17 protein-coding genes are annotated in these 17,386 nt (G+C 62.0%); 8 read left to right on the top strand and 9 right to left on the bottom strand.

Translation table 11 applies throughout. The features are described 5' to 3' along the window. The first annotated feature begins 4 nt into the window (after positions 1-4). From ACSYDV_RS09605 to ACSYDV_RS09595, 3 genes are all read left to right on the top strand, one after another. The gene (locus ACSYDV_RS09605; RefSeq protein ID WP_056370653.1) at positions 5-214 is read left to right on the top strand and encodes a hypothetical protein; all 210 of its coding nucleotides are present in this window, start codon (positions 5-7) and stop codon (positions 212-214) included. 143 nt (positions 215-357) lie between these two features. Then, on the top strand, positions 358-957 hold the full coding sequence (locus tag ACSYDV_RS09600) for a hypothetical protein (protein ID WP_438323569.1): 600 nt from the start codon (positions 358-360) through the stop codon (positions 955-957). 104 nt (positions 958-1,061) lie between these two features. Continuing rightward, a complete protein-coding gene (locus ACSYDV_RS09595; protein ID WP_438323568.1) occupies positions 1,062-3,284 on the top strand; it encodes an esterase/lipase family protein in 2,223 nt (740 codons plus the stop codon). A 103-nt stretch (positions 3,285-3,387) separates the two neighbouring features. On the opposite strand, the gene ACSYDV_RS09590 is transcribed toward ACSYDV_RS09595, so the two are convergent. Continuing rightward, positions 3,388-5,187 carry an ABC transporter ATP-binding protein gene (locus ACSYDV_RS09590; protein ID WP_438323567.1) on the bottom strand — a complete coding sequence of 600 codons (1,800 nt, stop codon included), beginning with the start codon at positions 5,185-5,187 and terminating at the stop codon, positions 3,388-3,390. 135 nt (positions 5,188-5,322) lie between these two features. Here ACSYDV_RS09590 and ACSYDV_RS09585 point away from each other — a divergent pair, with 135 nt between their 5' ends. Next, positions 5,323-5,562, top strand: a complete 240-nt coding sequence (locus ACSYDV_RS09585) for a hypothetical protein (RefSeq protein WP_438323566.1) — start codon at positions 5,323-5,325, stop codon at positions 5,560-5,562. A 62-nt stretch (positions 5,563-5,624) separates the two neighbouring features. Next, positions 5,625-6,122 carry a hypothetical protein gene (locus ACSYDV_RS09580; protein ID WP_438323565.1) on the top strand — a complete coding sequence of 166 codons (498 nt, stop codon included), beginning with the start codon at positions 5,625-5,627 and terminating at the stop codon, positions 6,120-6,122. A 127-nt stretch (positions 6,123-6,249) separates the two neighbouring features. Here the strand turns inward: ACSYDV_RS09580 and ACSYDV_RS09575 are convergent, their stop codons facing one another. The 4 genes from ACSYDV_RS09575 to ACSYDV_RS09560 form a co-directional block, all read right to left on the bottom strand. Next, positions 6,250-7,218 (bottom strand): quinone oxidoreductase family protein, encoded by a 969-nt coding sequence (locus ACSYDV_RS09575; RefSeq protein ID WP_438323564.1) that lies wholly within the window; start codon positions 7,216-7,218, stop codon positions 6,250-6,252. A 47-nt stretch (positions 7,219-7,265) separates the two neighbouring features. Next, a complete protein-coding gene (locus ACSYDV_RS09570) occupies positions 7,266-7,808 on the bottom strand; it encodes a TetR/AcrR family transcriptional regulator (protein ID WP_438323563.1) in 543 nt (180 codons plus the stop codon). Positions 7,809-7,903: 95 nt separating this feature from the next. Beyond that, positions 7,904-10,597 carry an ATP-binding protein gene (locus ACSYDV_RS09565; RefSeq protein ID WP_438323562.1) on the bottom strand — a complete coding sequence of 898 codons (2,694 nt, stop codon included), beginning with the start codon at positions 10,595-10,597 and terminating at the stop codon, positions 7,904-7,906. 212 nt (positions 10,598-10,809) lie between these two features. Beyond that, entirely contained in the window at positions 10,810-11,895 is a 1,086-nt protein-coding gene (locus tag ACSYDV_RS09560) for a redoxin domain-containing protein (RefSeq protein ID WP_438323561.1), read from the bottom strand. A gap of 285 nt (positions 11,896-12,180) precedes the next feature. On the opposite strand from ACSYDV_RS09560, the gene ACSYDV_RS09555 reads away from it, so the two are divergent. Genes ACSYDV_RS09555 through ACSYDV_RS09545 form a run of 3 tightly spaced genes read left to right on the top strand, consistent with a single transcriptional unit; the run spans position 12,181 to position 14,619 of the window. Further along, complete coding sequence (locus tag ACSYDV_RS09555) at positions 12,181-13,365, top strand: epoxide hydrolase family protein (protein WP_438323560.1); 1,185 nt, start codon at positions 12,181-12,183, stop codon at positions 13,363-13,365. A 27-nt stretch (positions 13,366-13,392) separates the two neighbouring features. Continuing rightward, entirely contained in the window at positions 13,393-13,806 is a 414-nt protein-coding gene (locus tag ACSYDV_RS09550) for an organic hydroperoxide resistance protein (RefSeq protein WP_438323559.1), read from the top strand. Between the two features lie 27 nt (positions 13,807-13,833). Then, positions 13,834-14,619 carry an alpha/beta fold hydrolase gene (locus ACSYDV_RS09545; RefSeq protein ID WP_438323558.1) on the top strand — a complete coding sequence of 262 codons (786 nt, stop codon included), beginning with the start codon at positions 13,834-13,836 and terminating at the stop codon, positions 14,617-14,619. Between the two features lie 129 nt (positions 14,620-14,748). On the opposite strand, the gene ACSYDV_RS09540 is transcribed toward ACSYDV_RS09545, so the two are convergent. From ACSYDV_RS09540 to ACSYDV_RS09525, 4 genes are all read right to left on the bottom strand, one after another. Further along, complete coding sequence (locus tag ACSYDV_RS09540; protein WP_438323557.1) at positions 14,749-15,291, bottom strand: cytochrome P460 family protein; 543 nt, start codon at positions 15,289-15,291, stop codon at positions 14,749-14,751. Continuing rightward, a complete protein-coding gene (locus tag ACSYDV_RS09535) occupies positions 15,288-16,337 on the bottom strand; it encodes an alpha/beta fold hydrolase (protein WP_438323556.1) in 1,050 nt (349 codons plus the stop codon). The genes ACSYDV_RS09540 and ACSYDV_RS09535 overlap by 4 nt, the downstream gene beginning before the upstream one ends. 94 nt (positions 16,338-16,431) lie before the next feature. Next, positions 16,432-16,926, bottom strand: coding sequence for an SDR family NAD(P)-dependent oxidoreductase (locus ACSYDV_RS09530; protein WP_438323662.1), 495 nt, complete (start codon positions 16,924-16,926; stop codon positions 16,432-16,434). Then, on the bottom strand, positions 16,920-17,261 hold the full coding sequence (locus ACSYDV_RS09525; protein WP_438323555.1) for an SDR family NAD(P)-dependent oxidoreductase: 342 nt from the start codon (positions 17,259-17,261) through the stop codon (positions 16,920-16,922). The genes ACSYDV_RS09530 and ACSYDV_RS09525 overlap by 7 nt, the downstream gene beginning before the upstream one ends. Between the last annotated feature and the right edge of the window lie 125 nt (positions 17,262-17,386).

Raw genomic sequence — 17,386 nt, 5'->3', positions numbered from 1 at the left:
ATATATGAGCAAACTCCCCTTCCTCGCCGCTGCGATCGCCCTCGGCTTGCCGATGCCCGTACTGGCAAAAGCCGAAGCCAAGCCCGAAGCTCACGCCAGGGCGGAGGCCAAGCCTGAGGCGCGCGCGAAGGCAGAAGCCAAGCCCGAGGCGCGCGCCAAAGCCGAAGCGAAGCCCGAGGCCCGTGCGAAAGCTGAAGCCAAGCCCGAAGGCTGATCGCATCGGCAAAGGAGTGCCGGCGGGATCGCCCCCTCTGCCGGCACTCCGCCACCCAGAAAAATGCAGGCCTGACAGTGGCCGTGCCCAGGCGCCCAAGCTTCCATTTGGCGCTCTCGCAAAAGAAAGAAAAAGGAATCTTCATGCGGACCCTGATCCCCGCGGCCGGCTGCGTCGCGCTTCTCCTCGCACTGCCCTCGCCGACCTTTGGACAGGGCTTCCTCAAGCGGATTGCGGATCGTATCGTCGAGGCGCCGAAACAGGCTGGCGAAGATAAGGCGCGGTCGGATATGCCTTCAGGCGAGAAAGCCAAGGCATCTGCGAGCGCCAAAAAGGCGCCTGAACCCGAAACCAAATATCCCAGCCGTATGCCCAAGCCCGAGGGCTTTGCCGCAGTGAAGCAGGCCTATGACGACTTTGGCAAGGTGCGTTGTACCAGTTGCGAAGGCGGCTTCGCCTATGACAGCTGGCCGGTCTTTCCACGCGATGGCACGAGGCGTCCTTTCGATGGCGCCCGCAGCATCGTCGGCGAGCTGCCAATCGGCCACGTTCATCGCTGGAAAGGTGCGGAATCGCAAGGTTCGCTCACCGTCGTAAGCGAAGAGCCAGTGGGCGGCTTTCGCTGCCGCCAGCTTCTCTATCGCCTGACCAAAGGAAGCGCTTCGGCCGAACGGCCGGGATTGATGTGCTGGGGTTACGCGAACCAATATTCGGCATCCGAAGGTTGGAACGAGGTCTACTGACGCCCCGCGATCCCGCAGTCCCTTCATGCTCGCAACTCTCCAATCTCCTCCCGTCTCGCCGCCATCAGCCGGCGCGAGTGAGGGCAGTACGACAGGATTATTTAATGACCCTCTTGCGCACTCTGCCAGCCGTTGCACTCGGGCTGACGCTGAGCGGTGCCGCCGCCCCAGCCACCGCCGCTGCGGCTGCCAGATGCGATGCCGGCTGGGCCGGAACGATCGAATATGCCCGTCATCAGGCGAACAGCGATTCAAAGACGGTCACACGCGTGTCGGGCAAAGGCACCGAGACGACCGACGCGTCGATGGAGTATGATTATGTCGCTCAAGTGGCCGTGCGGCCGTCGCAAGGCGCGGATTACAGCCTCGGAACCGCGAATATAAACCTGGCCTCGGTCGCGACCGAAACCATCAATTCCAACGACCAGATGATCTGCCCGCATGAGCGAGCGATGCGACAGATGTCAGGCCGTTTCGTAAGCAAGAGCCAAACGCGTGCGAATGCTACCGGGCTCGAAGCTGGCGTTGATATTACTGTGGATACGGACGGCCGCTACACGGTCAGCGTGCGCCTCCCGGACATAAAGGGCACCGTTTCGGGGTCGAGTTCGGCGAGTTTCAGCGGCCAGTGCAAGGCCAAGGAAGCAACGAACCAGAAAATCGCCGAAATTCCGACGACGGTCGACGCAATGCGTTTCTCCAGCAGTGGTGAGGATCGCGTCAATCCGGCGGATCCCAATCGGCTCTCGGGCGGCCATTCCGAAACCTCTTATGGTGCCACGGACTCGCTGCGCTGGAGCCTGCGCCGCTGCAGCGGCGCGCTGCGCCTCGTCGACCTCAAATTTGAGGACATGCAGTTTCCTACATGGGAGGCTTGGAAGGAAATCACAGAGCAGATTGGTACGACCGACGGGAATATCGTTCGGCTGACTGCGGTGGTCGCGAACGACAGCGCCGACGAGAAAGCGGCAACGGTCAAGTTTCGTGATACCTACAAAGGCGACAAATGGGATGGCGCAAAGCCCGATGGTCTTCTGGGCGAGGTCACAGTCAGCGTACCTCCCGGCGAGCAGCGTGAGGTCCAGTTCAAATGGGATAGTTCGGGCTATGCCTGGTTCGATGACGGGCGCCCGCGGCTTGTGCAGCGTATCAAGGCCGAGGTTGACGATGCGGGCAAGAAGGTTGACGACATGACGCGCAATCTGAAGGTCGCGCCAAAGCCGCTTGTGCTCGTCCATGGCCTATGGTCGAATTGGAAAGCTTGGGAGTTGTGGCAGAACATCCTGACCATCAGCCACAGCTATGATTGGAAAGCTTTCCCGGTCGGCGAAAAGCCGGAACATGGGCGGATGCGCACCGGTGAGGAGATGGGCAATTTCGGTCCCACCAACACGATCGCCCAAAATGCCATCGAACTCGCAAACTATGTCCGCTATGCCCAGAAGGATCGCAATGCATGGCACGTCGATCTCGTCGCCCACTCGATGGGCGGACTGATCAGCCGGCGCTATATTCATGCGACAATGCCAATCTATCCCGACGGCAAACCGCAGGTGTCGCATCTCGTAATGCTGGGTACACCCAATAAAGGCAGCTCCTGTGCCGATCTGATCAGTATACCGCTGGAACTCGGCGGACGATCGATGGACGCGCTGCGCGAACTGCGACCTCTCACGGTGCTGAGATTTAACGCGGAGAATATCAACCGCAAAGGCGTGCCCTTTTCGGTGCTGGCCGGAAATCCGCTGCCGCCTGTCTGTCGAATGTTGAGCATGAACGATGGCGTGGTCGCCGAACCATCGGCGAAATGGACGATATCGGACCATGAGACGCAGAATATTTTGCATACGAGCATGACCGGAGCGGAGCCCTTCTCCTCCTTCGTGAAACCGCGCGTCGCGCTAGGTCCGGGCAAACAGGTGGCGGGCGGATCGCACTCGACAATATCGGGGGAAAGTGAGCGTGCACCGGCTCGCCTGATGATAGTCGGCGTTGACGATCAGGAAGAAGCCGCTGCGGTCGCGCCCGACTTTTCGAAAATCATATTGATTGCGCCAGGTCAGATGATGAATGTCTCGATCCCGGTAGAAGTGGCTCAAAATCTGGGCCTGACCTTCGTGGCTGCGAATACGGTGTCGGCAACGCTGATCGATGACAAGGGGGTGGCAGTCGGTGCCAACCTGAGTGGCACCCCCGAAGCGAGCCAGATATTCCGCTCGATCTTCATCGATCGGGCGATCACTGCAGGAAAGTGGACGCTGAAGCTACAAAGCAAAGATCGCGCGGACCGCGAAGTCATCCTCTCCACCTGGTCGAACACCAGATAAACCGACGCCGCATCCATCCAAAAGCAAAAGCTGTCGCTGCCCGGCTGACGCTATCGATCGTCGACCAACGTCAACGATCGATAGCGTCATTCTGTCCGTCGGCTCAGGCATCGACGAACATCGGATCCTCATCGACGATATTCCCGGACTGTCGATCGAACAGACGTCGATATTGACCGCCCGGATTGGCGAGCAGCGTTTCATGGTCGCCGTCCTCGACGATCCGGCCCTGATCGAACACCAATATCCGATCGAGCGTGCGTACCGTCGAAAGCCGGTGGGCAATAACGATCGCGGTCCGCCCTTTCATCAACCGGTCCATCGCCTGCTGGATCAGCGCCTCGCTTTCCGAATCGAGGCTGGAGGTCGCCTCGTCCAGAATGAGGATGGGGGAATCCGCCAGAAAGGCGCGGGCAAGCGCCACGCGCTGGCGCTCACCGCCCGACAATTTGACGCCGCGCTCGCCGACGGGCGTCGCATAGCCGCGTGGTAGCCGTGCGATGAAGTCATGGGCGTTGGCAAGCCGCGCTGCGGCCTCGACTTCGGCCTGGCTCGCCCCCGGACGAGCATAAGCGATGTTGTCGGCCAAGCTGCGGTGGAACAGGATCGGCTCCTGCTGGACGATCGCAATCTGCGCTCGCAGCGACTGCTGGGTTGCGTGTGACACATCCTGACCGTCGATGGTCACGCGACCTTCATTCACATCATAAAGGCGCTGGATCAGCTTGACGAAGGTCGTCTTGCCCGATCCCGAATGGCCGACCAGACCGATCCGCTCACCGCCCCCGATCAGCACGTCTAGATGTTCATAGAGTGGCTTTTCATGCCCGCCATAGCGGAAGGTGACATTCTCCACGCGGACCTCGCCCGCCGCGATGCGGATCGGGGCCGCATCGGTGCGATCCTCGATTCCCAGCGGCTGACCGTGGAGATCGACCAGTTCCTCCATCTCGTTCACGGCGCGCTGGAGATGATGAATGTGGAAGCCGATGTCGACGAGATAACCGTGGACGACGAAATAGCTGGTAAGCACATAGGTCACGTCGCCCGGCGTCGCAGCCCCTTGCCACCACAGCCACAGGGCCACGCCCGTGATCGCTCCGCGCATGATCCAGAGAAGCAGTATCTGCGCGCTGCCCGACCAAGTATAGCGCATCCACGTGCGCCGGGTGCGTTTAGCCCATTTGGTCAGCAGCCCGCCGACGCGCTCCTCTTCGCGATCCTCCGCGCCGAACGCCTTGACCACGGCGTTGGAGCCGACCGCATCCGACAGCAGGCCACCCAATTTGGTATCCCATGCGTTGGACAGCGTTGCGGCGGGAGATGCCCAGCGCGTCGCGAGCATAATGGTCATCGCCACATAGGCGGCCGACCCGACCCCCATGACAAGCCCGAGCACCGGCCAATGCCAGCCGAGCAGCAGCATTGTGCCGACCAGCACGACCGCTGACGGCAGCAATTGAAGCAAAAGCACGTCGTTGAGCGTGTCGAACGCCCACATACCACGTGTGATCTTGCGCACCGTCGAACCAGCGAAGGCGTTGGCATGCCAGTCGGTCGAGAAGCGCTGTACGCGATGAAAAGCGCCCTGCGTTACGCCCTGCATCATACGAAGCGTGAAGGGAATGATGCCCGCCCACGCGACGTGACGGAGCAGTACCATCGAGAGGCCAAGCGCCGCCATCGCCGCGAACAGCGCAAGCGCTCCGTCTCGTCGGTCTGCCGCCAGAGCGTCGATCAAACGCCCGGCGAAAAGCGGCACGAAAATCTCCGTGACCGTCGCTGCGGTTATAAACAGGCCGATGAAGGCCGCGCGTCCACGCTGCGCGGCCCAGTGATGGAAAGTAAAATCGAGGACGCGGCGGATGGAATCCGCGCGATCATTGTCGGGTGTCGATGTCATATCATGAACCGGCGCGGATGCGCCGTCTCCAATGCGTTTCTATTCAAGGGGTAATCCGGACAGAGGTCGGATCACGGAGGCTTCAGGACCTAGTGGTGGAAGCGCCCGTTGGCAGGAAACCCGCCGGGAGGGCATGTGGTTGGAAATTTCATCTATGCCCTCCTTTCTTCGCGTTGGAATGATTCGGGTGTTTATCGGCGTTCCATGCCGTTGGCAATCCTCGGGCCTTTCTTGCCGCGGCAATTCGGGTTCAATGCGCCGCGCCCGGCCGCGGCTGAGTGCGAACACTTAAATATCAAATATTTCTGGTGGTTTACACCTGATATTCCGTTCGGTCCGGATAAGTTTGGGCTTTTCCCGTTCCCGCTGGCATGAGTGGTATGAAAATTTGCGATCTGTAGACGAGACGTTCTGCAGAAGGCTACTCAGGGGCGTCCATGAACAGTGCTGCCATCTTCGCCATGATTCCGGATTTCCTCCGCTTCGATGTCGGCGAGATTGAGTTGAATATGGGGGGGGCGCATGGCGACTATGCGCGGTTGGAACGGTGCGTCACTGCCCCGCTAAGCGCAATCGCCGGCCAACTCATAAGCAGCGCACCAGGAAATCTCGACGCACTCAAAGGCGATCTCGTCATCCTGGAGGCTGTGGATGAAGGTCGTGACTGGAACGGCAGCATCCGGCGGAGCGCATTCACAGACCATGAATCGAACCATTGCGTGGCTGACTATATGGTACGACTGGACCTCTCTTCAGATGCTTTCGATCGCCTTCTCACGCTGATGAATACCGGCCGGGTTCTGTCGGGTCTTTCGCTCGATTTCCAGAATATCGACGGACCGCTTGTCGATGACCCGCTCGATCGGCCGATTCCCTGGGACGACTTGGGTTACCCGCACGTCGCGGTTACCAACTTTACGCTGCGCTGGAGGTAGTTGGCGATCCTGCGGCACATCGAGGTGCACGGCAGGACCACGGCGAGTAATTCCCACTTGCGGCCTGTCGGCTTCAAACCGACCAACGAGGCATGCCACCGTTCTAGGCACCCAATGGGAAGACATCTCAGGGGATTAGTAGCAGCTTGCCGGTGGTCGCCCTGCTTTCCATCGCTTCATGCGCTGCCGCGGCGTCCGACAAGGCGAATTCGGTCGCCGGGGCGATGTTCACCTTGCCCCCGCGTACCCAGTCGAACAGCCGCGCCGTCCGGTCGCGAAGCAGTTCCGGCGTGTGAATGTGGTCGGAGAAAACGGCGTATCCGATCTTGACGCTGCGCGGCAGGCTCATGATGTCGACCCCGCCCGGGCCACCCAACACGGGCCCGTACCAACAGAATGTCCCCGAGCGGCGAAGCGATGCGAGCGATCCTTCGAACGTCGTGGGCCCGGAACCGTCAAAGACCACATGTACCCCCTCGCCTCCCGTCAGCCGGAGTACCTCTTCGGCAAAATCACCTGTAGCATCGACGATAACATGGTCGGCGCCAGCCGCCTTCGCCGCGTCGATTTTCGCCGCCGACGAGACTCTGCCGATCACCGAGCCGCCACGCAGTTTGATGATCTGCGTGAGAATTTGCCCAAGGCCGCCGGCGGCCGCATGCACCAGTGCCACGTCACCCGATTGGACCGGATAAAAGTCGGTGGCAAAATGACTTGCCGTCAATCCCTGCATCATCAGCGAAGCGGCAAGACGGTCATCCACGTCATCCGGCAGCGGCACAGCGGAGGTCGCGGGCAGGACGATACGTTCGGCATAACTACCCGGTGCATAGACCCAGGCTACGCACTGCCCGACCGCAAGATCATCGACGCCCTCACCCAGCGCAGCGATGCGGCCCGCGCCTTCGGCGCCCAGAACGCGAGGCAGAGGCATTTCGTGCCACGCCATTCCCTGCCTGATCCCCACGTCCATGAAATTCACCCCGGCGGCCGAAACATCGACCAGAATTTCTCCCGGCCCCGGAACGGGCTCGGGAAGATCGAGGGTTTTCAGAACATCGGTCGCGCCGATCGAGGTCATTGCAACAGCTTTCATTTCCTATTCTCCTTATAGAACGATCATTCCAAAATTGGGCAAAAAATTTAGCGCAGGGAGCGCATCGCGAGGCCGGCCAACCCGTTCACATGGTCCTTCCCCGCTCCGCCCCGCGCAGCAAGGCGGATCGCGGAAATCGTGGCGATCAGGAAAGTGACGAGCTGATCGATATCGAGGTCTTCAGCCAGATTCCCCTGTTCCCGCGCCGCGCGAAGCGTCTTCGCCAAGGCCCGGCTCAGAACATCGCCCGAGGCTTGGCGTATTTTTGCCAGCTCCGGTCTTGTACAACCGAACTCGGCTATCGATCCCACGCCAAGACAGGGGCGTTCAGCTTCTGCCGCCACGCGTTCCAGCATGGCGCGGATGCCTTCGATCGCCCGGTCATGGCGATCGAGCACCTCGATATGCTCACGCACTTCGCCCTGTGAATAGTGCCTCACTGCACTGCAATAGATTCCCCATTTGTCGCCGAACGTATCGTACAGACTCTGACGACCGATCTTCATCGCATCGACGAGCATCTGCGCCGAGGTGCCTTCGAAGCCATGCTCGCGGAATATTTCCACGGCAGCCTCCACGGCGGCTTCCACATCGAATTCCTTGGGTCGTGCCATTTTGCCCATATAGCGTATTGGAATGATCATTCAAGAATTATTTGTGATGGCCGCCTACCTCGACTTTCCTTCTAAACCGATAGTGATTTTTCAATCCTGTCTTGCCAGGCTCGAGCCTTCTGCCCGTGGGCAAGAGACATCGCGTCATGCATCAATTTCTCGCTCATCGCGCCATCACCGTCGAGGCGATGGGCCAGTTCCGCCTTGATCCGCAAAAGTTCCGGCATAGCGAAGAATTCGCCCAGCTCTTCGCACCGAGATATCGTGACCTCGACGAGATCATGCGCCTCGCGAAGCCGCTCGCTGCGTAACAAACCCCATAGCAGCATGAGGGTGAACGGCGTTACGAGCAGTTCGTATCGCGCGGCACGCAGGCTGGCGATGCTCATTTCGAGGGTGACCAGAGCATCATCCCGCATGCCGCGCTCGAAATCTATCGCATCGCGAAAACCTCCAGCCGCGACGATATAGGGATTGAGGGCGCTGGCTTCGGCGCGAGCGGAAAGAGCGTCGACCGCTTCCTCCGCTGCTGGGAGATCATTGCTCCACAGATGAATGATGATCGCCCAGACCAGCGCGATGCATTGGGTGATGCCGTGATCGAGTTGCCCGGTTTCGCGGACCGTCCGGCGGGCAAGCTGGCTTGCCATATCGGGCTCGCCCAAAAGCCAGAGTGTATAGGCGAGCGCGATCCCCGTCCGGCTGCGGTTGTCGAAACCATAGCGGATCGTGCGGCTACGCAGCGTCGGCCCGCTCTTAGCCATCGCCTGTTCGAGTTCCTCCCGCGCGCGCGTCAAGTCGCCCGCAAGATAGTGCGATATTCCAGACAGAGAGAAAGCGACGCCGAACGCCTCGTCGTCACCGATATGCGCCGCGACCTCGACTGCCTTTGCCGCATCCAACCGGGCGGCAGCATAATTACCGAGTCTCTTGTTGAAAATATGCAGGCGGGCGAGCATCCGCAGGTGGTTCCAATTGTCTTCGAGCCGCGTCGCGAGTTCAAGCGCGCGGCCCAACGCATCGCCCGCAGCCGAACTATTGCCCTGCGTAAACATCAGCGCCGTTCCCAGCGCGCCCTGAAGCTCCAGTTCCACCTCGGGCGTGATCCTGCTACCGGCATCTCCCGTAATGGTTTTCGCTTCGGCAAGCGCCCGGACGCACCAGCTCTGGCACTCGATCAGATGCGACAGGTTGAGAAACACCGGCGCGCTCGACGCGGCGAGGCGCAGGGCGATTTTCAAGTCACCATCGTCGCCGAAACTGAAGTCGAGCGCGCTGCGAATGTTGCCGAGTTGCTGACGGAGTGCCCCGGTGTCTTCGAGGGCGCTCTCGTCTTGGCCAGTAATCGCCTCGAGTTCACCGAGATAATAGCTCGCGTGACGTCGCGCCGCCGCGACATATTCACCGCCTCCCCTCACGCGCAGTTTTTCCCGCGCATAGGCACGCGTCATTTCGAGCAGGCGATAGATGCAGGCACCGCCGGCGCGGTTGACTGCCACAAGGGATTTCGACGCCAGCTCGTCGAGTGCCAATGCGACTTCGTCCGATCCCGTCGTTCCGTCGGCTGCGATATCGAGCGCCGCATCGATCGAGAAAGGACCGACGAAAATCGAAAGCCGCTCGAACACGGTCCTTTCGGCGGCCGAAAGCAGATCATAGCTCCAGTCGAGCGTCGCCTGAAGCGTTTGCTGGCGCCGCTGGGCGGTTCGCCGGCCTGACCAGCCAAGACTGAAGCGCTCGCCGAGCTGGCGCGCCGTCGCCGGGATGCCGTGGGTCGCCGCACGCACGGCGACGAGTTCGATCGGCAGCGCCATGCCGTCGAGACGCCGACAGACGTCTGCTGCGAGGTGCGCCGTCGCCTCGTCGGCGACGAAATCAATGTCGGCGGCGGCGACGCGCGAGCAAAAGAGCTCGACCGCCGGGTAGGCAAGGATCTGTTCGGTCGTCAGGCCGCCGGTATCTTCGGGATAAGACAAGGCTCCCAGGCGATGCACATGCTCGCCGCGCACTCGCAGCGGCTCGCGCGACGTAGCGATTACGCGCATCAGCGGCGCATCGTCGATGAAGCGTTCAACGATGGTCGCGGTCGGCTCGATCAGATGTTCGCAATTGTCGAGGATCAGGAGAAAGCGATGGTCACGGACATGGCCGAGGATCACCGCGAGCGGATCGTCGCCATCGACCGCGATGCCCATCGCTCCGGCAATCATCGAAGGGACGACAGCCGGATTCTCCAGCATGGCGAAATCGACGAAGGCGGCATGGCCACCGAAGTCGGAAGCTCTCCGATGCGCTATTTCCAACGCGAGCGATGTCTTTCCCACGCCCGCCGGACCAACGATCGTAAACAGAGGCGTGCCGGCGATCCGTTCGCCGAGCAATTCCACATCGCGCTCGCGTCCGATCAAATGCGGCTGAGGCGGCAGATTGAGCGCGCGGTCGCTACGGCTTGCGGTACCGTCAGCAGTCGGCGTTACCGCGTCCGACAAGCCGCCTGCTGCCGCCCGCCGTTCAACTGCCGCGACAAAGGCATAGCCCACGCCGACCTGTGTCGCGATATAGCGGGCACCGTCCTGACCATCGCCAAGCAATTTCCGGAGACCGGCCATGTGAAAGCGGAGGCTGCCGTCTTCGACGACCACATCGGACCACACGCGTTTCAGAAGATCGCGTTTCGACAGCACCGCACCGGGCTTTTCAATCAAGGCGACGAGGAGATCGAACGAGCGTCCGCCGATGGGGAGCGGCTCGCCGTCCCTCGTCAACAGCCTTTCGTCGGGCCACAGGCAGAATGGCCCGAAAGCCAATTGATCGCCGAGTCTCTCGCTATCCGTCACGATTTCCCTGGTCCCCGCGCCTGCGCTTCCAAACCCTTATGGCAAGAAGGCGGTGCTGCGACCTGTGGCAGAAAGCTCTTAGTCTGTCCAAGCCGCCGGGTTCACAGGGACCGGGCTCTCGCCCGACGATGAGGTCCGTATTACCCGAAGGTAAAGGCGTAAGCTCGCACCCCTGGGGCCGAGAATTCAACCGTCACGGTGCGATCGCCGATCGTGCCCCGCTGCCGGACAAGTTGATACAGCCGGTCCTCGCGAACCTCTCCCCATCCCTCTGAATTGACGTCAGTGCCGCGATCGACGCCCGGTGCAGCACCGTCGATCGTGACACGAAAGCGCACCGGCTGGCCACCCGGCGCGCGGCCAAGGACAAGGTGGGCATCGCGTGCGTGAAAGCGGTAGCGGATCGACCCTGCGGCGCTGCCCAGTGTCGCAAACTCGCTCCCGACCGTCCATTTACCGGAAGCATCCCAGCTGTTGAGCGAAAGATTCGAACCGGGGGCATAGTTGGTGGCCTGGTCCGGTCGCAGTCCGCCGGGCGACCGGAAATTTTCGGCCTTGTCGTAACCGATATAGGATTCAGGCGACCCGAGATGGGCCCAGTCGGCTTCAGCCTCGACGCCGGCGCCGATGATCGGCGAGAGGGGAATGTTTGAAAGATCGTGACCCGCTTCCGTGAGAAGCTTGCGGATCAGTTGCTCCCCGCTTGCATAATCGCCCTCGCCGATCCGATAGCCGCGAACCCTGCCCTCGGCGTCGATAAAATAGAAGCCCGGCCAGCCCTGGTTCGCGAAGCGCTTCCATACCGCATAATCATTGTCCTGCAGATTCGGATAGCCGACCTTGAGCTGGCTCGCCGCCAGCCGGACCTTCGAAGCATCATGTTCAAAACCGAACTCGGGCGCGTGGACACCCACTACCGCAAGGCCCCTGTCGCCATAACGCTCGTTCCACGCGCGAAGATAGGGCAGCGCGCGCAGCGAGTTGATGCACGAATAGGTCCAGAAATTCACGATCACGACCTTGCCGCGAAGTTCCTGCGGTCCTCCGGGAACTACTGTGAGCCACGGCTTTGCGGCGCCTAGTACCTCGACCGGCCTCGGGGTTGCTCCGATCGGCGCGCTTCGCGCATGGGCTATGCCCAGCGCATCCCCAAAGCAGATGGTGGTGACCGCGCTTGCCGCGACGAGTGCTGCCGCGATAAATCCGATCGATCGTCCTTTGGTCATGATGCCTACCTCCATTGCAGCCGGTTTCAATGCTCCGGTCACACCGATGTAAGCAATCGGGGGCTCGTGACCCGTTAGTCGCCAGCTTCGCCCATTAGTTTGTGCATCGCAGGGCTAACAACGCCTCACCGCGCCTAACAAGCGTCTAACGCCGGCATCGCTATGTCTCTTGGCCATTACTTCCCACCGATCAGGAGACGAGATTTGCCTGGAGACCTCACCCCGTCACGCCGCGGTTTCGTGACTGCGGCCGCCGCACTCGGCGCTATGGCCGCCGTCCCCTCCATGGCTCGCACAAGCAATACCGCGATCCGGCCGTTCAAAATAGCGATCCCCGATTCTGACCTTGCGGCGATGAAGCGACGCGTCGCGGAAACCCGCTGGGCGGATGCGCAGCCGGTCGCCGACGACGGCCAAGGCGTGCGCCGTCAGACGCTCGAGGCAATGACGCGCTATTGGGCCGGCGACTATGACTGGCGCAAGGTCGAGGCGCGGCTGAACGCGTTGCCAATGTTCATCACCGAAATCGACGGACTCGACATCCACTTTATCCACGTCCGCTCGCGCCATGACAAGGCGATGCCGATGATCCTGACGCATGGCTGGCCGGGCTCGATCCTCGAATTCATGCGGGTGATCGACCCCCTCACCAATCCGACCGCGCATGGCGGAAAGGCGGAAGACGCGTTCCACCTCGTCATCCCGTCGATCCCGGGCTTCGGCTTTTCGGGCAAACCGACGGTGCCCGGCTGGGGCTCGGATCATATCGGGCGCGCTTGGTCGACGCTGATGCTGCGCCTCGGCTATGACCGCTACGTCAGCCAGGGCGGCGATTGCGGATCGGTGATCTCGCAGCGCATGGCGCTCCAGCATGTACCGGGGCTCGCCGGCATCCATCTCAACATGCCCGCCGTGGTCCCCGCCGATGTCGCCCGCACGCTCGCGGCGGGAGATCCGGCGCCCGCAGGACTGACGGCGAAGGAGCGAGGCGCGTTCGACCAGCTCGAAGCCTTCTATCGCGACAATTCTGCCTATGCGGCGATGATGAACACGCGGCCGCAGACGATCGGCTATTCGCTGGTCGACTCGCCGGTCGGCATGGCGGCATGGATGTATGAGAAGATTGCACAGTGGGTCTATGCCGATGGCCAGCCCGAACGCGTGCTCGGGCGCGACGCGATTCTCGACGATATTTCGCTCTATTGGCTGACCGGCACCGGCGCCTCGGCGGCGCGCATCTATTGGGAAGATCATTCGAACAATTTCAATGCGCGCGGCATCATCGACATGCCGGTCGCGGTCAGCGTCTTCCCCGGGGAAATCTTCCGTGCGCCGAGAAGCTGGGCCGAGCGCTGCTACAGCAACCTCACCTATTTCAACGAAGCCGGCGACGGCGGGCATTTCGCCGCTTGGGAACAGCCGAAACTGTTCGCCGAAGAGGTCCGCGCGGCCTTCCGTCCGCTTCGCTGACGCTAACCACCCCGAAGGAGAACTACAATGTCCGCTACCAAGACCCTCTATACCGCCGCCGTACATGTGACGGGCGGCCGCGACGGCGCCGCGAAGAGCAGCGACGGCCGCCTCGACGTCAGGCTGTCGACGCCGGGCGGCCCCGGCAAGGGAACCAACCCCGAGCAATTGTTTGCGGCAGGCTGGTCCGCCTGCTTCCAGGGCGCGATGGCTATCGCCGCCAGGGCTAGGAACATCGTGCTGCCCGCCGACCTTGCGATCGATGCCGAAGTCGAGCTTCGCCAAGGCGATGACGGCTATTCGCTCGCCGCCCGCCTCAACGTCCATGTCCCCGGGGTCGACCCCGATGTCGCGCGCCAGATCATCGAGGCCGCACACCGCACCTGCCCCTATTCGAAGGCGATCAAGGGCAACATCGACGCCGTCGTGGCGCTCGTCTGAGCCAATTTCCGACATCAGGAGAAGCATATGAAAAAGAGGATCATCCCCGGCGGGCTTATGCTCGCCGCGGCATTGTTCGCCACCGGAGCGCAGGCACAGGCTGCACCCGCCAAACCGACCATCGTTCTCGTCCACGGCGCCTTCGCCGATTCATCGAGCTGGAACCGCGTCATCCCGATCCTGCAGCAGGGCGGCTACACGGTGGTCGCGGCCCCCAACCCGCTGCGCGGCGTCCGCGCCGACGCCGATGTGGTCGCCGATGTCGTAAAGGGAATCGAGGGCCCGGTGGTGCTGGTCGGCCACTCCTATGGCGGCTCGGTCATCAGCGAAGCCGCCGAAGGGCTGACGAACGTGAAAGGACTGGTCTATGTCGCCGCCTTTGCGCCCGACACCGGCGAGACTGCGCTCCGACTGACCGGACAGTTCCCCGGCAGCACGCTCGGCCCCGCGCTCGCGCCGCCGGTCAAACTGACGAGCGGGGGCAACGATCTCTATATTCTCCAGGCGCGCTTTCACGATCAGTTCGCCGCCGATGTGCCAGCCCCAGAAGCGCGGCTGATGGCCGCCGGCCAGCGTCCGGTAGCCGAGGCGGCGCTGTCCGAGGCGTCGACCGCGCCCGCGTGGAAGCATCTGCCTTCGTGGTTCATCTATGGCGACGGCGACAAAAACATTCCGCCCGTCGCCATGGGTTTCATGGCCGAGCGTGCCAAGTCGCGTCAGACCGTCGTGGTCAAGGGTGCTTCGCACGTCGTGATGGTGTCGCATGCGCCCGAGGTGGCCCGCCTCATCGAACGGGCGGCGACCGCCCCATAGGAGCGCGTCGCCGGCTCTCTCATCCCCCGGAAGTTCCGGCGTGCACTCCCGGCCGGTCATGTCCGCGACATGACCGGCCGTTCCTGTTTCGGGATATAGGCCGTCTTGCGCGGAGCCGTCTCGCGCAGATCAGCGCGAATAGGCGGTGAAGACCAGATCGGTGCCGGGGTCGAGCGTCTCGAGCTTCTGGTGACAGGCGAAGCAGGACCGGGTCAGCGCTTCGTCGGGATTCGGCCGGCCGTCCTCGAACTGGCCGTAGCCCCAGCCGCCGGTCGCGGCATAGCGCTTTGCATGCTTGACGCTGACCTGCACATTGGTCGGCGCCCCCGCGACGAACGACTGCGGCGCCGGGAACACCTTGTCGTTGCGCGCCGAGGATTCGTATCGCCAAGCGAGCCGGACGATGATCGCTCCGTCGGGAAAGGGGCGCTTGCCGTCCCGGAAGGCCTTGACCGCGATCTCGTTGCCCAGAATGGCGCGGATATCGTTGTTCCGGCCGTTCTCCTGCGCGACGCTGATCAGTTTCCAGTCGCGATACCCCTTTGGAAGCTTCACGCCAAAGATCGGCGATGCATTCTCCTCCGCCCGCGACGCGGCGACGCCCCCCGACACACCGAAGAGCAGCGTCGAGGCGATCAGCGCCGCGGCGCCGAGCTTTCGTACCCCGCTCATCGTGCGAGCTTCGCGACGTCGAGCACCGCCTGCGCGAACGCGGCCGGCGCTTCCTGCGGCAGATTGTGGCCGATGCCACCTGTGATCAGGCGGTGGGCATAGGGACCGGAGAATTTGGCGCGATATTGTGCCGGCTGCGGATGCGGTGCGCCATTCGCATCACCTTCCATCGTGATCGCCGGGATCGAAATGACGGGCGCCGCCGCCAGCTTCGCCTCGAGCGCGTCATATTGACGCTCGCCATCGGCAAGGCTCAGTCGCCAGCGGTAATTGTGGATCACGATCTCGACATGATCGGGATTGGCAAACGAGGCAGCCGAACGCTCGAATGTGGTGTCGTCGAACGCCCATTTTGGCGAAGCGAGTTGCCAGATCTGCTTGTTGAAGGCGTTGGTGTTCGCGGCATATCCGGCTTTGCCGCGCTCGGTCGCGAAATAGAACTGATACCACCATTGCAGTTCGGCGGCGGGCGGAAGCGGCTTGGCATTCGCCGCCTGGCTACCAATCAGATAGCCGCTGACCGAGACGAGCGCCGTGCAGCGTTCGGGCCAGAGCGCCGCCATGATATCGGCTGTTCGAGCGCCCCAATCGAAACCCGCGACGATCGCTTTCGGAATCCGCAGCGCGTCCATGAGTGCGATGCCGTCGGCGGCGAGCGCCGCCTGCTGCGCGTTACGCGGGGTCGCCTCCGACCGGAACAGCGTGGTGCCGTGTCCGCGAAGATGTGGCACGATGACCCGATAGCCTCTCGTTGCCAACAAAGGTGCCACCTCGGCAAAGGCGTCAATCGCATAAGGCCAGCCGTGGAACAGCAGGATCGGGGTGCCTGATGCGCGGCCCATTTCGATATAGCCAATGTTGAGTACCCCGGCGTCGATTTGGCGGATCGGGCCAAAGGACGGAGACATGGGCGACTGGTCCCCCCTCTGGGCGGTCATCGTGCGGGCTTGCGCGACGCCGCTAACGACCGTGGCCGCGACTAACGCGCTGCCACGCAAGAAGCCCCGTCGATCGGACGCGATGGCTTCAGGCGAAAAATTCTTCATGACTTGCTCCTTGAAGCCTCTTCCAGATATCGCGATCTTAGCTTCGTTCGCGATAAAGGCATGTTAGCTGTCGTGATGTGCTGTGAGGGCCGCGTTACGCCGGAAAGTCGGTGGAGACGCTCAGCGGGCGGAAGCGCTCCAATTCATCCAGTCGCTTCTGATCGGACAGCGCGATCGCAGTCACCGCGTCGTTCCCGAGAGGCAGACGAAGTGGCGGATTCTCCATAGCAACCAGTTTCAGGATAGCCGCGGCGCCGCGGTGCGGATCTCCCGGCTGACGGCCATGATAGGCGGCTTGCATACGCCCAGCTTTTCCCACCACCTCGTCATACTCCGGGCGGCCGCTATTGATCGTCGTTGATGGTCCCGCAAAATCGGTCCGGAACCCTCCGGGCTCGACAATGCTGACCTTGACGCCGACAAGTTTCATTTCCTGCGCCAGCACTTCCGAGAAGCCTTCCACGCCCCACTTGGCCGCCGAATAGGCCGCGCGGCCAGGGGCGCCAAGCCGCCCACCGACGGACGAAAACTGAACGATATGCCCTCGCCGCTTCTCACGCATATGGGAAATGGCGGCCTTGGTCATGATGATGGTACCAAATAAATTGGTTTCGATTTGCTGCCGAAAAGAAACAATGGGCGTATCTTCGACGAACCAATATCGCCATATCCGGCGTTGTTCACCAATATATCGAGCGAGCCAAACGCCGCGATCGCCGCATTCACTGCAGCCGCTGCCTGCGTCTCATCGGTCACGTCCAGAGGCGCTGTCACAAGACGGCCGGACCTTCCAGCGGCCATTCCGTCCAACATCCCGGGGTCGCGCGCCGTCGCCAGCAAATTGTCGCCCGCGTCCAGAATCGCTTCTGCCAGCGCGCGCCCGAAACCGCGCGAACAGCCGGTAACCAGCCAGGTTCGTCTCATATTCTTCCCTTTCAGCCCATGTGCCCCGCGACAAAGTCCGCCGTGGGTGGTGAATGCTAGCTGGTCCGAAAGATGACTGACGTCACGTTAGCCGCTGTGAAATGCCGTTAGGCTCGCGCTTTGCG

The sequence above is a fragment of the Sphingopyxis selenitireducens genome (genome assembly GCF_051550705.1).
Taxonomy (GTDB): Bacteria; Pseudomonadota; Alphaproteobacteria; order Sphingomonadales; family Sphingomonadaceae; genus Sphingopyxis.
This window is presented reverse-complemented; position numbering and strand designations above follow the sequence as displayed.